Here is a 19,242-nt window from a genome sequence, read left to right on the forward strand (position 1 = left end):
CACTCTAGAGACGCGCCCGTCCGGCCAGCGGGCGGGGGGCGGTGCACCGCCCGCGCGGCCCGGGTGTAGACGTGGCTCGGCTCCCCGAGCGGCCCCTCGGCACGGGGCCGCGGCGTCCTCCGTCAGACGGTCGGGTCGTCCCCGCGGTCCAGCGACCGCCAGGCCGCCTGGTGCCGGTCCTCGGCCGTCTCCGGCCGGGTGGCGCGGGCCGGGGCCGCGGCCGGTGCGCCGGCGCGCTCGTACCGGCGGCCCATCCCCGGCCAGCTGCGCCCGCGCAGCACCACCAGCGCCCCGGCGAGCACCCCGATCACGCTGGCGACCAGCGTGAGCGCCGGCCACGTGGCGACCGCGTCGGTGGTGACCTGCGACCCGCCCAGCCCGACGGTGGCACCCACGTCGGTGCCGTCGAGGTCCAGCTGCCCGGTCAGCCCGCGCAGCCCCGACCACCCGAGCACCCCGCCGGCGACGGCGACCAGCAGCCCGACCACCAGCCGACCGGCGCCCCGCACGGCGATCACGGCCACCGCGGCGGCGAGCAGCAGCAACCCGCACGCGGCCACCAGCGGTGCGGCCTGGCTGCCGGTGAGCACCGCCTCGGTGGGCGGCAGCGGGGCAGGCCGGGTGATCGTCACGTCCGCCCAGGGCTGACCGGACGCCGACAGCGCCAGCGCACCGGCCAACGCGCAGCCGAGCAGCGCCAGCGTGAGCTCCCGGCGCTCGGTGCGCGGTGAGCGCCCCGATCCGCTCACCGGAGCTCCCGCAGCCCCTCGGCCGTCGCGATCGCCGACAGCACCGCCCGGGCCTTGTGCCGGGTCTCGGCCTCCTCGGTGGCCGGGTCGCTGTCGGCGACGATGCCAGCGCCGGCCTGCACGTAGGCCCGCCCGTCGTGCAGCACCGCCGTCCGGATGGCGATCGCCATGTCCATGTCACCGCTGGCGTCCAGGTAGCCGACCGTGCCGGCGTACAGCGCCCGCCGGGTCGGCTCGAGGGACTCGATGACCTCCATCGCCCGCGGCTTGGGCGCCCCGGAGACGGTGCCGGCGGGGAACGTCGCGTCGAAGACGTCGAGGGCGTCCCGGCCGGGCGACACCTGACCGGCCACGGTGGACACCAGGTGCATGACGTGGCTGTAGCGCTCGACCCGCATGAAGTCGGCGACCTCCACGGTGCCCGGCACGCTGACCCGGCCCAGGTCGTTGCGGGCGAGGTCGACCAGCATCACGTGCTCTGCCCGCTCCTTGGGGTCGGCCATCAGCTCCTCGGTGAGCCGGACGTCGTCCTCGGGGGTGGCTCCGCGCGGCCGGGTGCCGGCGGGCGGGTGCACGATCGCGCGGTCACCAGTCACGGTCACCAGCGCCTCGGGCGAGGAGCCGACCACGTCGAAGGGCGACTGCCGGCCGGCGAAGCGCAGCAGGTACATGTACGGCGAGGGGTTGGTCGCCCGCAGCACCCGGTAGAGGTCGAGCGCGTCGACGTCGGTGGCCAGCTCGAACCGCTGGCTGAGCACGGTCTGGAAGACGTCCCCGGCCCGGACGTGCTCGCGCACCCGCTCGACGCCGGCCTCGTACTCCCCCGCCGCCATGTTGCTGGTCACCGGCGGGGCGTCGGCGGTCTGCAGGGTGGCGACCCCGGGCGGGACGGCCTTCGTCAGGTCGGCGGCCATCGCGTCCAGCCGGGTGACCGCGTCGTCGTAGCCGGCCGCCGAGCCGTCGAGGACGTTGGCGATGAGCAGCACCGTGCCGTCGGTGTGGTCGAGCACGGCCAGGTCGGTGACCAGCATCATCGCCAGCTCCGGCATGCCCAGGTCGTCGGCGGCGGTCTGCGGCAGCCGCTCGAGCCGGCGCACCACGTCGTAGCCGAGGTAGCCGACCAGCCCACCGGTCAGCGGCGGGAGGCCGTCGGCGGCCGCACCGCGCGGTGCCCGGAACCGGCGGGCCAGGGTGCGGACGGCGGCCAGCGGGTCGGCCGGCAGGTCGTCGGTGAGCCCGGGCAGCGGGTCGCCGAGCCACGCCGTCGCCCCGTCCTGCTCGGTGAGCACGCCGGCGCTGCGGACGCCGACGAAGCTGTAGCGCGACCACTGCTTGCCCTGCTCGGCGGACTCGAGCAGCACCGTGCCCGGGCGGTTGCCGGCCAGCTTGCGGTAGACGCCGACCGCGGTCTCGCTGTCGGCCAGCAGCCGGCGGGTGACCGGGACCATCGCCGTGCCGGCACCCCCGCGCGCCAGGAACTCCGCGCGGGAGGGCACGGTGTCACCGAACCTCGGCACGCTGCACCTCCAGCGGGCGGTGGAAGCAGCTGCGCTCGCCGGTGTGGCAGGCCGGGCCCTCCTGGTCGACCAGCAGCAGCAGGGCGTCGCCGTCGCAGTCGAGCCGGACCTCGCGCACCCACTGCCGGTGCCCGGAGGTCTCGCCCTTGGCCCAGTACTCCTCGCGGCTGCGCGACCAGTAGGTGGCCCGGCCGGTGGTCAGCGTGCGGCGCAGCGCCTCGTCGTCCATCCAGGCGACCATGAGGACCTCACCGGTGTCGTGCTGCTGGGCGACGGCGGCGACCAGCCCGGCGGGGTCTCGGCGGAGCAGCGTGGCGACCTCGGGGTCGAGCCGGGGGCCGGCGGATGGGGCGGACATGCCGCTGATCGTCCCACCGCTCCCCCGGCCGGTCAGGCGCCGGGCCCGGCCGTGGCCGGGGGCCGGCCGGCTCCGGCGGTGCGCCGCTGTGCCCAGTCCCGGCTCGCCGGGAGGGCGACCAGCACACCGGAGGCCCCGGCGAGCAGCGTGAAGAGGACCGGGAGCACCGTCGTCGGCGCGGTGTCCAGCAGCTGCCCGGCGCCGCGCGAGCCGATCAGCCACCACAGCGACAGCACCACCAGTGCCGCGTCGGCCAGCACCAGCCAGCGCCACCGGCCGGCCAGCGCGAGGCCCGCCCCGGCGACCAGCAGCCCGGCCAGCACCAGCTGGAGCACCACGACCCCCGGGCCGGCCATCGCGTCCGGACGGCGGACGACGGTGAGCAGCGCGGTGAAGGCGGCGAGGAACAGCGTGCACATCAGCAGCAGCGCCGCGGCGGCGAAACCGAGCGCCGTGCCGACGACGACGGTGGCCGGCCGGGCATCAGCGGGCCAGCCGGGCGGCTGCTGCCCGGCGTACGGCGGCCCCGCGTAGGGCGTCCCCGCGTACGGCGTCCCGGCGTACGGCGTCCCGGCGTACGGCGTCCCGGCGTACGGCGCCGGCCACTGCCCCGGTGGGGGGTACGGCGACGCGCCGTGGGGCGGCGGGCCGTACGGGGGCTGCCCGTACGGGGGCTGGCCGTACGGGGGCTGGCTGTGGTGGGGCGGCGGGTGGGGAGCCTGGCCGGAGGCAACCGGTGGGTCCATCGGCGGGACGTAGCGGGGCGGGCCCTGGTAGGGCACCGCGTCCCAGTCCACGCCCTCGGGGGCCCCTGCCCCGCGCGGGTCCTCCGTCACGCCGTCGTCCTCATGCCGCCACTGTCACAGGGCGGCGGCCAGCGCGCGGCCCGCGACCCGCCCGGAGAAGATGCAGCCGCCCAGGAAGGTGCCCTCGAGCGAGCGGTAGCCGTGCATCCCGCCCCCGCCGAACCCGGCGACCTCGCCCGCGGCGTAGAGCCCGGGGAACGGCGCGCCACCGGCCCGCAGCACCCGGCCGGACAGGTCGGTCTCCAGGCCGCCGAGGGACTTGCGGGTGAGCACGTTCAGCCGGACGGCGATCAGCGGGCCGGCGTCGGGGTCCAGCAGCCGGTGCGGCGCGGCGACCCGGATCAGCTTGTCGCCGAGGAACGTGCGGGCCTGGCGCATCGCGGTGACCTGCAGGTCCTTGGTGAACGTGTTGGCGATCTCCCGGTCGCGGGCGACCACCTCGCGCTCCACGGTGGCCAGGTCGACGTGCGGCGAGTCGCCGGTGAGCCGGTTCATCCCGGCGACCAGCTCCGGCAGGGTGCGCTCGACGACGAAGTCCTCGCCGTCGTCCAGGAACCTCTGCACCGGTGCCGCCGCGCCCGAGCGCACCCGGGTCAGCAGCAGCTTGAGGTCCTTGTCCGTGAGGTCGGGGTTCTGCTCGGACCCGGAGAGGGTGAACTCCTTCTCCACGATCTTCTTCGTGAGCAGGAACCAGGTGTGCTCGTGGCCGGTCGTGCCGATGTGCGCGAGCGTGCCGAGGGTGTCGAAGCCGGGGAACAGCGGCACCGGCAGCCGGGTGCCGGTGGCGTCCAGCCACAGCGAGGACGGGCCGGGCAGGATGCGGATGCCGTGCCGGACCCAGATCGGTGAGTGGTTGGCGATGCCCTCGGTGTAGTGCCACATCCGGTCGGGGTTGACCACCCGGCCACCGGCGCCCTCGGTGATCTCCAGCATCCGGCCGTCGACGTGCGCCGGCACGCCGGAGAGCAGCCGCTTGGGCACCGGGCCCAGCCGGGCCGGCCAGTTCTTCCGCACCAGGTCGTGGTTGCCCCCGATCCCGCCGGAGGTGACGACGACGGCCTGCGCGGCGTACTCGAACTCGCCGACCTCGGTGCGCGAGCTGGCCTCGCCGCGCGCGGCGTCGCTGGGCTCCAGCACCGCGCCGCGCACGCCGGTGACCGCCCCGCCGGTGAGCACCAGGCCGTCGACCCGGTGCCGGTGCCGCACGGTGACCAGCCCGCGCGCGGTGGCGTCGGCGACCCGCCGCAGGAAGGGGGCCAGCACGCCGGGGCCGGTGCCCCAGGTGATGTGGAACCGGGGGACGGAGTTGCCGTGCCCGGTGGCGGTGTACCCGCCGCGCTCGGCCCAGCCGACGACGGGGAAGAACCGGACGCCCTGCTCACGCAGCCAGGCGCGCTTCTCCCCTGCGGCGAACTGGAGGTAGGCCTCGGCCCACTGCCGCGGCCAGTGGTCCTCCTCGCGGTCGAAGCCCGCGGTGCCCAGCCAGTCCTGCCGGGCCAGTTCCAGGGAGTCCTTGACCCGCAGCCGGCGCTGCTCGGGGCTGTCGACGAGGAACAGCCCGCCGAAGGACCAGTGCGCCTGCCCGCCGAGGGAGGCGGCCGGCTCCTGGTCCAGCAGCAGCACCCGCTTCCCGGCGTCGGCCAGCTCGGCGGTGGCGACCAGTCCGGCCAGCCCCGCGCCCACCACGATGACGTCAGCGTCGTTGCTCACCCCGGGGACGCTAGTGCTCTGCTGCCTGCCAGGCAGCAGAGCACTAGGGTGCGCGTACCCCCGGCCTGGTCGGGCGCGCAGCGCTCCACTGCCGGACCGGCCGCTGCAGCGCCAGCACCAGCCCGCCCACCGGGCCGACGAGCAGCAGCAGCGCCCACCAGGCCGCCTGGCCGCCGCCCAGCGCGGCGAAGAAGAGCGCCAGCCCGAGCAACCCGACCAGCGGCAGCACGCAGGCCACGGCGAGCACCGCCGAACCGCTGACCCGCCTGCCGAGCGCGCGACCACGGTGCACCAGCACCGCGCCGGTGAGCGCCGCTGCGGTCAGCACCGACGGCAGCGCCAGGTACCAGCCCCAGCCGGGGTCGGCGTCCCAGAGCAGCCAGCCCAGGTAGGCGTCCTCGGCGGCGACGAGCAGCCCGAAGACGGCGGCGAAGGGCGCCTGCACCGGCCGGACGGGAGCCGGCGGGGCGGTCGCGAACCCGCGCCCGATCGGACGGCGTGGACGGTGCTGGCTGGCCGCCGGTCCACGGCGGCGGCTGGAGGTGGACGGCATGCCCGGCAGGTTAGGACCGCCGCCCTGGGATGCGCCCGCACGTCAGCTGGGCGGAGCCTGAGCCGGGCCGGTCGGGCCGTTGCCGGGCATCGGAGGGCGAGCGGACCAGCAGCGGGCGGGCCAGCACGGAGGCCGGCGCGCCGACCGTGCTCTGCCCACCGGCTCCGGGCTCGGGGCGCCGGCCGGCGAACGGGGTGGTCAGCCGCGAGCGATGGACTGCTGCGCACCGCGGCGGGCGGCGACCCAGCGGCGGACGCCGGGCAGCGCGGCGAGCACCGCTGTGCCGGCCGGCAGCGCCCAGATCAGCGGCAGCAGGCCGTCGGAGTCCGCGATCAGCCCCTCCGCCACGATGACCCAGCCGAGCAGCGCGACCAGGGCCGCGGCGGGCAGGAACACCGCCAGCCAGCTGCGACCGAGCAGGAGCAGCAGCGCCCCGACCAGCAGCCACACCGACAGCACCACCGGGACGGCGACCACCAGCCAGCCCCCGCCGTCGAAGCTGCCGTTGGAGAACGCCAGGGCGATCAGCGCGAACAGGGCGACCGCCAGCGCGCTGAGCACCGCCAGCGGGACGGCGGCGAACACCGCGACCGGGGGGCGGCGGCGGGCGGGCGCATCGACGGCGGGCACGCCCGGCAACCTAGGGCCCCCGAGCCGCCGTCCCCGGCCGCCCCGCCGCAGCGGACGGCGTCAGACGGGCTCGGCCTGCCGACCCGAGCTCCGCCGCCAGGAGGCGTGCAAGCGGGCGTACGGACCGTCGGCGTCCACCAGCTCGTCGTGCCGGCCGCGCTGCACCACCCGGCCGGCGTCGACGACGAGCACCTCGTCGGCCCGCTCGGCGGTGGACAGCCGGTGGGCGATGGTCAGCGTCGTGCGCCCGTCGGTGAGCGCGTCCAGGGCCCGGGTCAGCCGCATCTCGGTGGCCGGGTCGACCGCGCTGGTGGCCTCGTCGAGCACCAGCAGGTCGGGGTCGGCGACGTAGGCGCGGGCGACAGCGACCAGCTGCCGCTCCCCCGCCGACAGCGACTCACCGCGCTGGCCGACCGGGGTGGCGACGCCGTCGGGCAGCCCGGCCAGCCAGTCACCCAGCCCGAGCTCGGCGAAGGCGGCGGTGACCTCGGCGTCGGAGATGCCCGGCCGGCCGTACCGCACGTTGGCCGCCACCGAGGCGTCGAAGAGGAAGCCGTCCTGCGGCACCATCACCACCCGCTCGCGCAGCGAGGCGAACGCGACCTCGGTGAGCGGTACGCCACCCACCAGCACCCGGCCCTCGGTGGGGTCCATCAGCCGGGTGACCAGCTTGGCGAAGGTGGTCTTGCCCGAGCCGGTCTCGCCGACGATGGCGACCCGGGTGCGGGCGGCGATGGTCAGGTCGACGTCGTCGAGGGCCTTGCGGGCGCCCGCGGCGTAGGCGAAGCCGACGTGGTCGAACCGCACGTCCAGTGGGCCGTCGGGCAGCGGGCGGCCGTTCACGGGGTCCTGGACGTCGGGCTCGGTGTCGAGCACGTCGAGCACCCGGCGGAACCCGGCGACGGCGTTCTGCGCCTCGTTGAGCACCTCGCTGGCGGTCTGCACCGGGGCGACGAAGAGCGTGACGAGGAACAGGAAGGCGACCAGGGTGCCGGCGGAGATGTCCCCGGCGATGCCCAGCAGGACGCCGACCACGACCACGGCGGCGTTGGCCACGGCCGCGACGAACTCACCGCTGACGTAGACCGCGGCGGTGACCTTCTGGGCGTGCACCGACGCCTGGTAGTGCCGGTCGATGGCCCGGTCGATGCGCGCCGCCGTCCGGGCCCGGACGCCGTATGCCCGCACCGTGGGGGCCCCGATGACCGACTCGGAGACCGCGCCCAGCACGTCGCCGACCCGTTCCCGGACGACGCCGTACACCTCGGCCAGCCGGCGGGCGAAGTACTTGACGGCGACCGCCAGCGGGATGAAGCAGACCAGCACCAGCAGGGTGAGCTGCCAGGAGTAGAAGGCCATGACGACGGTGGCCACGACCAGCTGGCCGAGGCTGACCAGCCCCAGCACGCCACCCCACTGCATGAACACCGACAGCTGGTCGACGTCGCTGGTCACCCGGGAGACCAGCGACCCGCGACGCTGGCCCTGCTGGTGCAGCACCGACAGGTCGTGCACGTGCCGGAACGCGCGCACCCGCAGCCCGGCCAGCGCCGTCTCGGTGGTGCGGAACAGCCGCACGTTCATCCGGTACACGGCGAAGCTGGTGATCAGCACCACCGCGGCGCAGATGGCGACCAGCTCGCGCACCAGCGGGATGTCCGGCCCACCGGGGGCGTTCAGCCCGTTGTCCAGCGTCTGCTGGACGGCGATCGGCACGACCACCCGGCCGGCGGTGGCGACCAGGGCGAGGGCGAACGTGGCCGGCAGCCCCTGGCGGAACTCCGGCATCATCCGCAGGCCGCGGCGCAGCGTGGCGGTGGCGCTCTCCGACCGGCGGTCGGCGGTCAGCAGCGGCTCGTCGCTCACGCGGGCACCTCCGTGCGCTCGGACCTCGGCCCGGGGGCGGGTTCGGTCTGGTAGGCGCGGACCAGCCGCACGTAGCCGGGCACCTGCGCGAGCAGCTCGGCGTGCGTGCCCCGGGCGACCAGCCGGCCGTTCTCGATCCAGACCACCTCGTCGGCCAGCGCGATCGTGGCCTGCCGGTAGGCGACGACGACCACCGTGGCCGGGCGGTCGCTGGCACGCAGCGCGTCGAGGATGCGGGCCTCCACCGACGGGTCGACCGCGCTGGTGGCGTCGTCCAGCACGAGCAGCCGCGGCCGGCGGACGACGGCCCGGGCGAGGGCGAGGCGCTGGCGCTGGCCCCCGGAGAGGCTGGCGCCGCGCTCCCCCACCCGGGTGTCCAGACCGTCGGGCAGCCGGGCGACGAAGTCGTCGGCGGCGGCGATCCGCAGCGCCTCGTGCACCTGCTCGTCGGTGAACGGGCAGCCGAGGGTGATGTTGTCCCGGACGGTGTCGTCGAACAGGAACGTCGACTGCGCGACGAAGGCGACCTGGCTGCTCACCTCGCCCTCCCGCACGGTGCGCAGGTCGACGCCGTCCAGCAGCACCGCCCCGGTGTCCGGGTCGGTCAGCCGCACGAGCAGGCCGGCGAGGGTGGACTTGCCCGAGCCGGTCGGGCCGACGACGGCCAGCGTCCGGCCGGCGGTCACGTCGAAGGTGACGCCGTCCAGGGTGGGCCGGGTGGCGCCCTCGAACCGGTAGCCGACGTCGTGCAGCCCGAGCTCGGCGCCGCGGTCGCCGCCGGGGGCGGCGTCCGGCCCGTGCGGGATCTCACCCGTCGCCTCGAGCACCGGGGTGACCCGGTCGAAGCCCGCCATCGCCCGGGGCAGGTCGGCGAGCACCCAGCCGATCGCCCGGATCGGCAGGGCGAGCAGCGTGAACAGGTAGGCGATGGACACCAGGTCGCCGGCCTCGGCGGCGCCCCCGGCCACGCGCTCGGCGCCGACCAGCAGGACGGCGAGGGTGCCCAGGTTGGGCAGCGCCTCCATGATCGGGTCGAACAGGCCGCGGACCCGGCCGACGGCGACCAGCCCGTCGCGCAGCTCGTCGGCCTTGGCGGCGAAGCGGGTGGTCTCGCTGGACTCCCGGCCCAGGGTCTTGACCACCAGCGCGGCGTCGAAGCTCTCGTGGGCGATCTCGCTGACCTCGGCCCGCAGCTGCTGGGCCCGGGCCATCCGCGGGGACATCACCTGGCTGTAGACCGCGTTGATCACGAAGACCAGCGGGAAGACGACCAGCCCGACGACCGCCAGCAGCGGATCGGTGAGCACCAGGGCCACCACGGTGATCGCCACCATGACCAGGGCGCCGCAGGCGAAGGGCAGCGGGGAGACGAAGAACCAGGCGGACTCGACGTCGGAGTTCGCGTTCGACAGCAGCTGCCCGGTGGGGTGCCGCTGGTGCCAGGACAGCGGCAGCCGGAGGTACTGGCCGGTCACCCGGCGGCGGTAGTCGGCCTGCAGCCGGTAGGTCATCATCCCGGCGAACAGCCGCCGGCCGATGATCCCGGCGATCTTGAGGACGGCGACGACCATGATGGCCAGCGCGGCGAGTCCCAGTGCGGCCGCGGTCGTGGCGCCCTCGTCGAAGGAGGGCAGCAGCACCCGGTCGGTGACCCCACCGATGACGTAGGCGCTGGCCACCGTCATGCCGCCGTAGAGGCTGCTGCCCAGCAGGGCGAGGGTGAAGATGCCGGGCTGCTCGCGGATGGCCCGGCGGACGTGCCCGAGCCCGCGCCGGACAACGGCTTCTCTGCGGCGCGGCACAGGTGTCCTCCGGTGGGTGGTGCGATCGGTGGCGCCAGCCTACGCGACTTGGTTACCCCTCCTAACGGCTTTCCGAGTCGCGCCCCAGTGCGGAGGTGTTGACGAGCACGGCCGCACCGGACGGCGCCCCGAGCGGCCATGTCGACGAACGTGGCCGCACCGCCACCCCGGGCACCGGCGCCGGCGTCCGCTGCCTGCCCCCGGGGGCCAGGGCTGGCATAGCCTCGGTGGGTGCCGACCTCTGCCGTGCCCGTGTCGCAGTCGGAGCGAGCCGCGCTCGCCGACCTGCTGGAGCAGCTCGGGCCCGACCAGCCCACCTGCTGCGCGGGCTGGACGACGCAGGACATCGCCGCCCACCTGGTCGTGCGCGACCGCCGGCCGGACGCCATGCCCGGCTACGCGCTGGGCGGCCCGTTCACCCGGTGGACCGACCGGGTGCACGCCCGCGCCCGCACGCGGGCACCGTTCGAGCAGCTCGTGGCCGGTGTCCGGTCCGGCCCGCCGTCCTGGGTGCCGACCGCCTGGCCGGTGGTGGACCGGCTGGCCAACACCGCCGAGTTCGTGATCCACCACGAGGACGTCCGCCGCGCCCAGCCGGGCTGGGCGCCGCGCGAGCTCCCCCGCTCCGTGCAGGACCAGCTGTGGCGGACGGTGCCGTTCCTGGCCCGCGGCCGCTCGTCGTCGCGGCCGGCCGGTGGCCTGCTGGTGCGGCGCAGCGACGTGCCGGACGGCTCGGCGGGCAGCGAGCGACGGCTGCACGACGGCGAGCCGACGACCACGGTCGTCGGCGCGCCGCTGGAGGTGCTGCTCTGGGTGAGCGGCCGCCGCGACGTCGCCTGCGTCGACGTCATCGTCGACTGACGGCGCCCGCCCCGGTCAGCTGAGCGGGCGGTCGGCCTCGTGTCGGATCGGCACACCGGCCGCGGCGAGCCCGGCCTTGACGTCGCCCACCCGCAGCTGCCCGAAGTGGAAGACGCTGGCGGCCAGCACCGCGTCCGCGCCGGCCACGACCGCCGGCGGGAAGTGGTCGACGGCGCCCGCTCCCCCACTGGCGATCAGCGGGACGGTGACCTCGCGGCGGACCGCGGAGATCAGCTCGGTGTCGAAGCCGGCCCGGGTGCCGTCGGCGTCCATCGAGTTGAGCAGCACCTCGCCCACGCCCAGCTCGGCGGCCTGCACGACCCACTCGACGGCGTCCCGGCCGGTGCCGCGGCGCCCGCCGTGCGTGGTGATCTCGAAGCCGGAGTCGGTCTGCGCGCCGTCGCGCACCCGGCGGGCGTCCAGGCTGAGCACCAGCACCTGGTTGCCGAACCGGTCGGCGATCTCGGCGATCAGCTCGGGCCGGTCGACCGCCGCGGTGTTCACCGCGACCTTGTCCGCGCCGGCCCGCAGCAGCTTGTCGACGTCGGCGACGCTGCGCACGCCCCCACCGACGGTCAGCGGGATGAACACGCTCTCCGCGGTGCGCCGGACCACGTCGTAGGTGGTCTCCCGGCTGCCCGAGGAAGCGGTGATGTCGAGGAAGGTGAGCTCGTCGGCGCCCTCGGCGTCGTAGACCCGGGCCATCTCCACCGGGTCGCCGGCGTCGACCAGGTCGACGAAGTTCACGCCCTTGACCACCCGGCCGGCGTCGACGTCCAGGCACGGGATCACCCGCACGGCGAGACTCATGCACCCACTCCTCGAACTGCCTCTGCCTCGATCTCGACCAGCATCGCCGGGTCGATCAGCGCGGCCACCTGCACCATCGTCGTCGCCGGCCGGATCCCGCCGAAGAACTCCCCGTGCACCCGCCCGACCTCCTGCCAACGGCTGATGTCGGTGACGTACACGCGGGTGCGGACGACGTCCTCGAGCGAGAACCCGGCGTCGGCCAGCGACTGCGCGACCGTCGTCAGCGCCACCCGGGTCTGCGCCCCGGCATCACCTGCGTGCACCACGAGGCCGTCGACGGTCGCGGTCGTGCCGCTGACCCACGCGGCGTCGGCGCTCGCGACCACCCGGCTGTAGCCGACGACCGCCTCCCACGGCGCCCCCGAGCCGAGCCGGACGGCGGTCACGCCAGCTCGGCGGTCAGCGCCAGCGCCTCGGGCAGGGTGAACTGGCCGGCGTACAGCGCCTTGCCCACGATCGCGCCCTCGACGCCGACCTCGGTCAGCCCGGCCAGCGCCCGGATGTCCGCCAGCGAGCTGACCCCGCCGGAGGCGACCACCGGTCGCGGGGTGGCCGCGCAGACCTCGCGCAGCAGCTCCAGGTTCGGGCCGCGCAGCGTGCCGTCCTTGGTGATGTCGGTGACGACGTAGCGGGCACAGCCCTCGTCGTCCAGCCGGGCGAGGGTCTCGTAGAGCTCGCCGCCCTCCTTGGTCCAGCCGCGGGCGGCCAGCCGGGTGCCGCGCACGTCCAGGCCGACGGCGATCCGGTCGCCGTGCTCGGCGATGGCCCGGGCGCACCACTCCGGTGACTCCAGCGCGGCGGTGCCCAGGTTGACCCGCCTGCAGCCGGTGGACAGCGCGGCGGCCAGCGACTCGTCGTCCCGGATGCCCCCGGACAGCTCGACGTCGACGTCGAGGGCGCCGACCACCCGGGCCAGCAGCTCGCGATTGGACCCGCGGCCGAAGGCGGCGTCGAGGTCGACCAGGTGCACCCACTCGGCGCCGTCCCGCTGCCAGGCCATCGCGGCCTCGAGCGGGTCGCCGTAGGAGGTCTCGCTCCCGGCCTCCCCCTGGACCAGACGGACGGCGAGGCCGTCGGCGACGTCGACGGCGGGGAGCAGCTCCAGCTTCGGCACGGGTCCAGCCTAGGGAACGCCGCCGACGGACCTGTCGGACCGCTGCGGCAGGGTGTCCGCATGGAGTTCCGGGACGTCGTCCGCCGCCGCCGCATGGTCCGTGACTACGACCCCGACCGGCCGGTGCCGGCGGAGGTCCGGGAGCGGCTGCTGGAGCACGCGATCCGCGCGCCGTCGGCCGGGTTCAGCCAGGGCTGGGCGTTCCTGGTGCTGGAGACGCCGGAGGAGCGCGACCGGTTCTGGGCGGCCACCACCGACGGCGGCGCCCCCGACGGATGGCTGACCCGGATGCGCCGGGCACCGCTGCTGATCGTGCCGCTGTCGCACAAGGCCGCCTACCTGGAGCGGTACGCCGAGCCGGACAAGGGCTGGACCGACCGCGACGAGGCCCGCTGGCCGGTGCCCTACTGGGACGTCGACGCCGGCATGGCCTCGCTGCTGATGCTGCTCACCGCGGTCGACGAGGGCCTGGGCGCCTGCTTCTTCGGCGTGCCGCCCGAGCGGATCGACGGTTTCCGTGCGGCGTTCGCCGTGCCGGCGGCCTACACCCCGATCGGCTGCGTCTCGGTCGGCTACCCGGGCGGCGAGGACAAGCGCTCCCCCTCGCTCAAGCGCGGCCGGCGGGGCCTGGACGAGGTCGTGCACCGGGGCAGCTGGTGACTGGTTGACTCCCCCGGTGACCTCGAACGAGCAGTCGACGACCTCCCGCGCCGTCCTGGTGACCGGCGCCTCCCGCGGCATCGGCCGCGCCATCGCCCTGGCCTTCGCCGCCCAGGGGGACCGGGTGGCGGTGCACGCCAACACGTCCCGGGAGCAGGCCGAGGCGGTCCGCGACGAACTGCCCGGCGAGGGCCACACCGTCGTGACCGCCGACGTCGCCGACGCCGAGGCGATCGGCCGCGCCGTCGACGACGCGGCCGAGGCGCTCGGCGGGCTGCAGGTGCTGGTCAACAACGCCGCGGTCTTCACCGCCCACCCGCCGCTGGAGGTCGACTACGCGCAGTGGCAGCAGGCCTGGGAGCGCACGGTGGCGGTGAACCTGCTCGGCCCGGCCAACGCCACCTTCCGCGCCCTCCCCCACCTGATCGCCGCCGGTGGGGGCGCGGTGGTCAACGTCTCCAGCCGGGGCGCCTTCCGTGGCGAGCCGAACACCCCCGCCTACGGCGCCTCCAAGGCCGGGCTGAACGCCTTCGGGCAGTCGATGGCCCTGGCGCTGGCCCCGCACGGCATCTCGGTCGGCACGGTCGCCCCCGGCTTCGTGCAGACCGAGATGGCCCGCGAGGTGCTCGACGGGCCGGGTGGTGACGCGGTGCGCGCCCAGTCGCCCTACGGCCGGGTGGCCCGCCCGGAGGAGGTCGCCTCCGCGGTGCTGTGGCTCGCCTCGCCCGGGGCACGGTTCTCCACCGGCACGATCATCGACGTCAACGGGGCCAGCTACCTCCGCAGCTGACGAAGGACCCCACTGCCCCCAGCACTCGCGAGCTCGTGGCGAACCCTGCAGCGGGGCCGGGGGCGGGGTCCTACGTCAGTCGAGGGTGTCGAGCCAGTTCGTGAGCAGCTGGGCGCCGGCGTCGCCGCTCTTCTCCGGGTGGAACTGGGTCGCCGACAGCGGCCCGTTCTCCACGCCGGCGACGAACCGGTCGCCGTGCTCGGCCCAGGTGACCGACGGCGGGGTGAGCCGCCCGGTCACCCCGGCCTCGGCCAGCGGGAACTCCCGGACGCCGTAGGAGTGCACGAAGTAGAAGCGCTGGTCGGTGAGGCCGGCGAACAGCGTCGACCCCTCCGGCGGCTGCACGGTGTTCCAGCCCATGTGCGGCAGCACCGGCGCCTTCAGCTGCTCGACCACGCCGGGCCACTCGCCGCACCCCTCGGTGTCCTGGCCGTGCTCGACGCCGCGCTCGAACAGGATCTGCATGCCCACGCAGATGCCGAGCACCGGACGCCCGCCGGCCAGCCGGCGGCCGATCACCTTCGGCCCGTCGACGGCCCGCAGGCCGTCCATGCAGGCCGCGTAGGCGCCCACCCCGGGGACGACGAGACCGTCGGCGTCCAGGGCGGCCTGCGGGTCGGCGGTCACGGTGACCTCGGCACCGACCCGGGTCAGCGCACGCTCCGCCGACCGCAGGTTGCCCGATCCGTAGTCCAGGACGACGACCTTCTTCACAGCTGCCACGCTACCCACCAGCCGTCCACGGGCCGCCGGCATTCCCGGCGGCGACGTGCTGGCCAGGGAGCCGGCTCACACCAGGTAGAGCACGCCCGACGCCGTGGCGAGGACGGCGGCCACCAGCAGGACGGCGGCGAAGCCGATCTGCACGCCGGTGCGCCCCTGGGTGTCGGAGTCGGCCCGGAAGATGCTGTAGGCACCGCCGAGCAGGAAGCCGCCGACCAGCAGCAGCGCGACCCCGAAGGTCACAGAGCGCCCTTCGTGGACGGCACGTCGGTGACCCGCGGGTCCAGCGCCACGGCGGTGCGCAGCGCCCGGGCCAGCGCCTTGAACTGCCCCTCCACGATGTGGTGGGCGTCGCGGCCGGCGTAGAGCACCCGCACGTGCAGGCTGATCCTCGCGTTGAACGCGAAGGACTCCAGCACGTGCTTGGTCAGCGACGTCGGGTAGTCCGGCCCGATCATCGGCGTCATGTCCGCGGGCTCGGCGTGCACGAAGTACGGCCGGCCGGAGAGGTCCACGGCGGCCTGCACCAGCACCTCGTCCATCGGGATGGTGGCGTCGCCGTAACGGGTGATGCCGCGCTTGTCGCCCAGCGCCTCGGCGAAGGCCTGCCCGAGGGCGATGGCGACGTCCTCGACGGTGTGGTGGGCGTCGATGTGCAGGTCGCCGTCGGCGCGCACGGTCAGGTCGATCCCGCTGTGCTTGGACAGCGCGGTGAGCATGTGGTCGTAGAAGCCGACCCCGGTGGCGACGTCGGCCGCGCCCGTGCCGTCCAGGTCGAGCTCGACGACGAGCGTGGTCTCCTTGGTCGCCCGCTCGACGCGTGCAGTGCGGTTCATGGCCTCAGTCTCCCAGGCGGTGGGCCGGGGCCACCTCACCCAGGGCGGTGAGGAAGGCGTCGGTCTCCGCAGGCGTGCCGGCGGTGACCCGCAGCCAGCCGGGCAGCCCGACGTCGCGCACCAGCACGCCGCGGTCCAGCAGCGCCTGCCAGGCCGCGTGCGCGTCGCCGAAGTGGCCGAACAGCACGAAGTTGGCGTCGCTGGGCACGCTGGTCAGCCCCAGCGCCGGCAGCTCGGCCACGATCCGGTCGCGCTGGGCCTTGACTGCCTCGACGGTGGCCAGCAGCTCGTCGGTGTGCGCCAGCGCGGCCCGCGCGGCGGCCTGGGTGAGCGAGCTGAGGTGGTACGGCAGCCGCACCAGCTGCACGGCCTCGACCACCGCCGGGTCGGCGGCCAGGTAGCCCAGCCGCAGCCCGGCCATGCCGAAGGCCTTGCTCATCGTCCGGCTGACGACCAGCCGCGGCCGCCCGGGCAACAGCGACAGCGCCGACACGGTGCCGGTGCGGGCGAACTCGGTGTAGGCCTCGTCCACCACCAGCACGCCCGCGGTCGCCTCGTACAGCGCGGCGATCGTCTCGAGGTCGACCGCGGTGCCGGTCGGGTTGTTCGGGCTGGTCACGAAGACGACGTCCGGGCGCACCTCGCGCACCTGGGCGACCGCAGCGTCGACGTCCAGGGTGAAGTCCGGACGGCGGTGTCCCTCGACCCAGGCGGTGTTGGTGCCCGTGCAGTAGACCGGGTACATCGAGTACGACGGCGTGAAGCCCAGTGCCGTCCGGCCCGCACCGGCGAACGCCTGGAGCAGCTGCTGGATCACCTCGTTGGAGCCGTTGGCCGCCCACACCTGGTCGACGCCGATCTGCTCGCCGCTGGTGCGGGTCAGGTACGTGGCCAGGTCGGTGCGCAACGCCTCGGCGTTGCGGTCGGGGTACCGGTTGAGCCCTCGCGAGGCCTCGGCCAGCGCGGTGCCCAGGTCGGCCAGCAGCCCCGCAGGCAGCGGGTGGGGGTTCTCGTTGGTGTTGAGCTGGTGCGCGACCGCGAGCTGCGGTGCCCCGTAGGCGGACTTGCCCCGCAGCTCCGGGCGCAGCGGCAGGTCCTCGAGACCGGTCATCGCCGCTGCCGGGCCCGGACGGCGGCCGCGTGGGCCGGGAGGTCCTCCGCCCCCGCGAGGGCGTCGATGTGCCCGGCGACGTCGGCCAGCGCCTGCTCGTCGTACTCGACCAGGTGGATGCCGCGCAGGAACGACTGCACGCTCAGCCCGCTGGAGTGCCGGGCGCAGCCGCCGGTGGGCAGCACGTGGTTGGAGCCGGCGCAGTAGTCGCCCAGGGAGACCGGTGCCCACGGGCCGACGAAGACCGCGCCGGCGTTGCGCACCCGCATCGCCACCTCGCGGGCGTCCCGGGTCTGGATCTCCAGGTGCTCGGCGGCGTAGGCGTCGACCACGGCCAGGCCGGTCTCCAGGTCCTCGACCAGCACGACCCCCGACTGGCTGCCGCCCAGCGCGGTGGTGATCCGCTCGCTGTGCTTGGTGGCCGCGACCAGCCCGGGCAGCAGCGCCACGACGTCGTCGGCCAGCTGCTCGCTGGTGGTCACCAGCACCGCGCCGGCAAGCGGGTCGTGCTCGGCCTGGCTGATCAGGTCGGCGGCGACGTGCCCGGCGTCGGCGGTGTCGTCGGCCAGCACGGCGACCTCGGTGGGCCCGGCCTCGGAGTCGATGCCGATCAGCCCGCGCAGCAGCCGCTTGGCCGCGGTCGTGTAGACGTTGCCCGGCCCGGTGACCATGTCGACCGGCTGGCACGGCCCCGCGCCGTAGCCGAAGACGGCGATCGCCTGCGCGCCGCCGACGGCGTACACCTCGGTCACGCCGAGCAGGGCGCAGGCGGCCAGCACGCCCGGGTCGGGCAGCCCGCCGTTGTCCCGCTGCGGCGGGCTCGCGACCGCGATCGACTCGACGCCGGCCAGCTGCGCCGGGACGACGTTCATCACCACCGAGCTCAGCAGCGGGGCGAGCCCCCCGGGCACGTACAGGCCCACCCGGCGCACCGGCACCCAGCGCTCGGTCACCGTGCCGCCGGGGACGACGTCGGTGGTGACGTCGGTGCGGCGCTGGTCGGCGTGCACCTTGCGCACCCGGGCGATCGCCTCGACCAGGGCGGCGCGGACCGCCGGGTCGACCGTGGCCAGCGCGTCGTCCAGCGCCGCCTGCGGCACCGCCAGGTCCGGGACGTCGACGCCGTCCAGGCGGGCGGTGATCTCGCGGACCGCCTCGGCGCCGCGCAGCCGGACGTCCTCGCAGATGGGGCGGACGACGGACAGCACCGAGTCGATGTCGGTGCCGGCGCGGGGCAGCAGCTGGGCGAGCTCACGCGGCCCGGGCAGAGCGGACCCACGCAGGTCGATGCGGGACAGCACGGAGCACCTCCGGGTACGAGCGGGGAGAACACCCAACCGTAGACGCCCCGGTGCGGCGGCCCTGCTGCCCGTAGGCTCGCCGCGTGGCTGAGCCAGGAGCAGGGGCGGGCGCGGGCGGTCGCGAGGTCATCCCGCTGTTCCCGCTGGAGACCCCGCTGTTCCCCGGCGTCGTGCTGCCGCTGCAGATCTTCGAGCCCCGGTACCGGCGGCTGGTCGTCGACCTGACGGCCCGGCCCGAGGGCGCCCAGCGCCGGTTCGGCGTGGTCGCCATCCGGCAGGGGTGGGAGGTGGAGCGGGTCGCCCCCGCCGAGGCCCTCTACGACGTCGGGTGCACCGCTGTCGTGCGGGTGATCGCACCGCAGAGCGACGGCGGCTTCCGGCTGGTGGCGGTGGGCAGCGACCGGTTCCGGCTGCTCGACGTGGTGGTGCCCCCCGACGGCGGCCAGGACGCCGACGCCGCCGAGCCGCCGTACCTGCAGGCCGTCGTCGAGTGGCTGGACGAGGAGGAGGCGGCCGAGGAGGCCGCCGGGCACGCCGACGGCCTGGTCGGTCCGGAGGCCACCGCCGGGATCGTCCCCGAGGAGGTGGTCAGCGAGGTGGCCCGCGGGTCGCTGGAGGTGCTGGCCGGCAACGTCCGGGACCTCTTCGCCCGCTACGTGGCCGACGTCGCGGTCCGGCAGGCCGGTGACCCCGACGGGCTCTCCGACGAGGTGCTGGCGGCGTTGAGCCCGAGCGAGCTGCTCCCCGAGGACGACGGCACGCCGCCCGAGCTCAGCGGCACCGCCGCCCTGCTCCGGGAGGTCAGCGACGACGCGCGCGGGCTGTCCTACCTGGTCGCCTCCGCCGCGCTGCTCACCACCGAGGACCGGCAGGCGCTGCTGGCCGAGTCGGCCACCCGGCGCCGGCTGACCCTGGAGTCCCGGCTGCTGCGCCGGGAGCTCACCCTGCTCCGGACGCTGGGCGCGGTGCCCGTGCCGCTGCGGCAGTTCGCCACCCCGATGACCTCGAACTGACGAAGGGCCCCCGTGCCCCCCCACAGCTT

Annotated in this window: 21 protein-coding genes; 4 read left to right on the forward strand and 17 right to left on the reverse strand. The window is 75.4% G+C overall.

What is annotated here, in order from left to right; all coding sequences use genetic code 11:
- Positions 1 to 122 precede the first annotated feature (122 nt).
- The 9 genes from ACJTNH_RS00550 to ACJTNH_RS00590 form a co-directional block, all read right to left on the reverse strand.
- The gene (locus ACJTNH_RS00550) at positions 123 to 749 is read right to left on the reverse strand and encodes a TIGR02234 family membrane protein (RefSeq protein ID WP_458172252.1); all 627 of its coding nucleotides are present in this window, start codon (positions 747 to 749) and stop codon (positions 123 to 125) included.
- On the reverse strand, positions 746 to 2,266 hold the full coding sequence (locus tag ACJTNH_RS00555) for an anthranilate synthase component I (RefSeq protein ID WP_458172253.1): 1,521 nt from the start codon (positions 2,264 to 2,266) through the stop codon (positions 746 to 748). Before ACJTNH_RS00555 ends, ACJTNH_RS00550 begins: the two co-directional genes overlap by 4 nt.
- The gene (gene hisI / locus ACJTNH_RS00560; RefSeq protein WP_458172254.1) at positions 2,250 to 2,624 is read right to left on the reverse strand and encodes a phosphoribosyl-AMP cyclohydrolase; all 375 of its coding nucleotides are present in this window, start codon (positions 2,622 to 2,624) and stop codon (positions 2,250 to 2,252) included. The genes ACJTNH_RS00555 and hisI overlap by 17 nt, the downstream gene beginning before the upstream one ends.
- 32 nt (positions 2,625 to 2,656) lie before the next feature.
- Positions 2,657 to 3,460, reverse strand: a complete 804-nt coding sequence (locus ACJTNH_RS00565; RefSeq protein ID WP_458172255.1) for a hypothetical protein — start codon at positions 3,458 to 3,460, stop codon at positions 2,657 to 2,659.
- Between the two features lie 24 nt (positions 3,461 to 3,484).
- Positions 3,485 to 5,140, reverse strand: coding sequence for an FAD-binding dehydrogenase (locus ACJTNH_RS00570; protein WP_458172256.1), 1,656 nt, complete (start codon positions 5,138 to 5,140; stop codon positions 3,485 to 3,487).
- Between the two features lie 43 nt (positions 5,141 to 5,183).
- Positions 5,184 to 5,693, reverse strand: a complete 510-nt coding sequence (locus ACJTNH_RS00575; protein WP_458172257.1) for a hypothetical protein — start codon at positions 5,691 to 5,693, stop codon at positions 5,184 to 5,186.
- 198 nt (positions 5,694 to 5,891) lie between these two features.
- Positions 5,892 to 6,323: a hypothetical protein gene (locus tag ACJTNH_RS00580; RefSeq protein ID WP_458172258.1), complete on the reverse strand. Its 432-nt coding sequence runs from the start codon at positions 6,321 to 6,323 to the stop codon at positions 5,892 to 5,894.
- Positions 6,324 to 6,383: 60 nt separating this feature from the next.
- Complete coding sequence (locus tag ACJTNH_RS00585; protein WP_458172259.1) at positions 6,384 to 8,189, reverse strand: ABC transporter ATP-binding protein; 1,806 nt, start codon at positions 8,187 to 8,189, stop codon at positions 6,384 to 6,386.
- A complete protein-coding gene (locus ACJTNH_RS00590) occupies positions 8,186 to 9,991 on the reverse strand; it encodes an ABC transporter ATP-binding protein (protein ID WP_458172260.1) in 1,806 nt (601 codons plus the stop codon). Before ACJTNH_RS00590 ends, ACJTNH_RS00585 begins: the two co-directional genes overlap by 4 nt.
- A 231-nt stretch (positions 9,992 to 10,222) precedes the next feature.
- On the opposite strand from ACJTNH_RS00590, the gene ACJTNH_RS00595 reads away from it, so the two are divergent.
- Positions 10,223 to 10,852: a TIGR03085 family metal-binding protein gene (locus tag ACJTNH_RS00595; protein WP_458172261.1), complete on the forward strand. Its 630-nt coding sequence runs from the start codon at positions 10,223 to 10,225 to the stop codon at positions 10,850 to 10,852.
- Between the two features lie 15 nt (positions 10,853 to 10,867).
- Here ACJTNH_RS00595 and hisF read toward each other — a convergent pair whose 3' ends face one another.
- Genes hisF through priA form a run of 3 tightly spaced genes read right to left on the reverse strand, consistent with a single transcriptional unit; the run spans position 10,868 to position 12,779 of the window.
- Positions 10,868 to 11,662: an imidazole glycerol phosphate synthase subunit HisF gene (hisF, locus tag ACJTNH_RS00600; protein WP_458172262.1), complete on the reverse strand. Its 795-nt coding sequence runs from the start codon at positions 11,660 to 11,662 to the stop codon at positions 10,868 to 10,870.
- On the reverse strand, positions 11,659 to 12,051 hold the full coding sequence (locus tag ACJTNH_RS00605; RefSeq protein WP_458172263.1) for a RidA family protein: 393 nt from the start codon (positions 12,049 to 12,051) through the stop codon (positions 11,659 to 11,661). Before ACJTNH_RS00605 ends, hisF begins: the two co-directional genes overlap by 4 nt.
- On the reverse strand, positions 12,048 to 12,779 hold the full coding sequence (gene priA / locus ACJTNH_RS00610; protein WP_458172264.1) for a bifunctional 1-(5-phosphoribosyl)-5-((5-phosphoribosylamino)methylideneamino)imidazole-4-carboxamide isomerase/phosphoribosylanthranilate isomerase PriA: 732 nt from the start codon (positions 12,777 to 12,779) through the stop codon (positions 12,048 to 12,050). The genes ACJTNH_RS00605 and priA overlap by 4 nt, the downstream gene beginning before the upstream one ends.
- Positions 12,780 to 12,839: 60 nt before the next feature.
- Here priA and ACJTNH_RS00615 point away from each other — a divergent pair, with 60 nt between their 5' ends.
- Both ACJTNH_RS00615 and ACJTNH_RS00620 read left to right on the forward strand, forming a co-directional pair.
- Positions 12,840 to 13,439, forward strand: coding sequence for a nitroreductase family protein (locus ACJTNH_RS00615; RefSeq protein ID WP_458172265.1), 600 nt, complete (start codon positions 12,840 to 12,842; stop codon positions 13,437 to 13,439).
- A 16-nt stretch (positions 13,440 to 13,455) separates the two neighbouring features.
- On the forward strand, positions 13,456 to 14,229 hold the full coding sequence (locus tag ACJTNH_RS00620; protein ID WP_458172266.1) for an SDR family NAD(P)-dependent oxidoreductase: 774 nt from the start codon (positions 13,456 to 13,458) through the stop codon (positions 14,227 to 14,229).
- A 75-nt stretch (positions 14,230 to 14,304) separates the two neighbouring features.
- Here ACJTNH_RS00620 and hisH read toward each other — a convergent pair whose 3' ends face one another.
- The 5 genes from hisH to hisD form a co-directional block, all read right to left on the reverse strand.
- Complete coding sequence (gene hisH / locus ACJTNH_RS00625) at positions 14,305 to 14,952, reverse strand: imidazole glycerol phosphate synthase subunit HisH (protein WP_458172267.1); 648 nt, start codon at positions 14,950 to 14,952, stop codon at positions 14,305 to 14,307.
- 66 nt (positions 14,953 to 15,018) lie between these two features.
- A complete protein-coding gene (locus ACJTNH_RS00630) occupies positions 15,019 to 15,195 on the reverse strand; it encodes a hypothetical protein (RefSeq protein WP_458172268.1) in 177 nt (58 codons plus the stop codon).
- Positions 15,192 to 15,788 carry an imidazoleglycerol-phosphate dehydratase HisB gene (gene hisB / locus ACJTNH_RS00635; RefSeq protein ID WP_458172269.1) on the reverse strand — a complete coding sequence of 199 codons (597 nt, stop codon included), beginning with the start codon at positions 15,786 to 15,788 and terminating at the stop codon, positions 15,192 to 15,194. Before hisB ends, ACJTNH_RS00630 begins: the two co-directional genes overlap by 4 nt.
- 4 nt (positions 15,789 to 15,792) lie before the next feature.
- Complete coding sequence (locus ACJTNH_RS00640; RefSeq protein WP_458172270.1) at positions 15,793 to 16,899, reverse strand: histidinol-phosphate transaminase; 1,107 nt, start codon at positions 16,897 to 16,899, stop codon at positions 15,793 to 15,795.
- Entirely contained in the window at positions 16,896 to 18,200 is a 1,305-nt protein-coding gene (hisD, locus tag ACJTNH_RS00645; protein ID WP_458172271.1) for a histidinol dehydrogenase, read from the reverse strand. The genes ACJTNH_RS00640 and hisD overlap by 4 nt, the downstream gene beginning before the upstream one ends.
- An 83-nt stretch (positions 18,201 to 18,283) precedes the next feature.
- Here hisD and ACJTNH_RS00650 point away from each other — a divergent pair, with 83 nt between their 5' ends.
- Complete coding sequence (locus ACJTNH_RS00650; RefSeq protein ID WP_458172272.1) at positions 18,284 to 19,213, forward strand: LON peptidase substrate-binding domain-containing protein; 930 nt, start codon at positions 18,284 to 18,286, stop codon at positions 19,211 to 19,213.
- Positions 19,214 to 19,242: the final 29 nt, after the last annotated feature.

The organism is Modestobacter lacusdianchii (assembly GCF_054177765.1).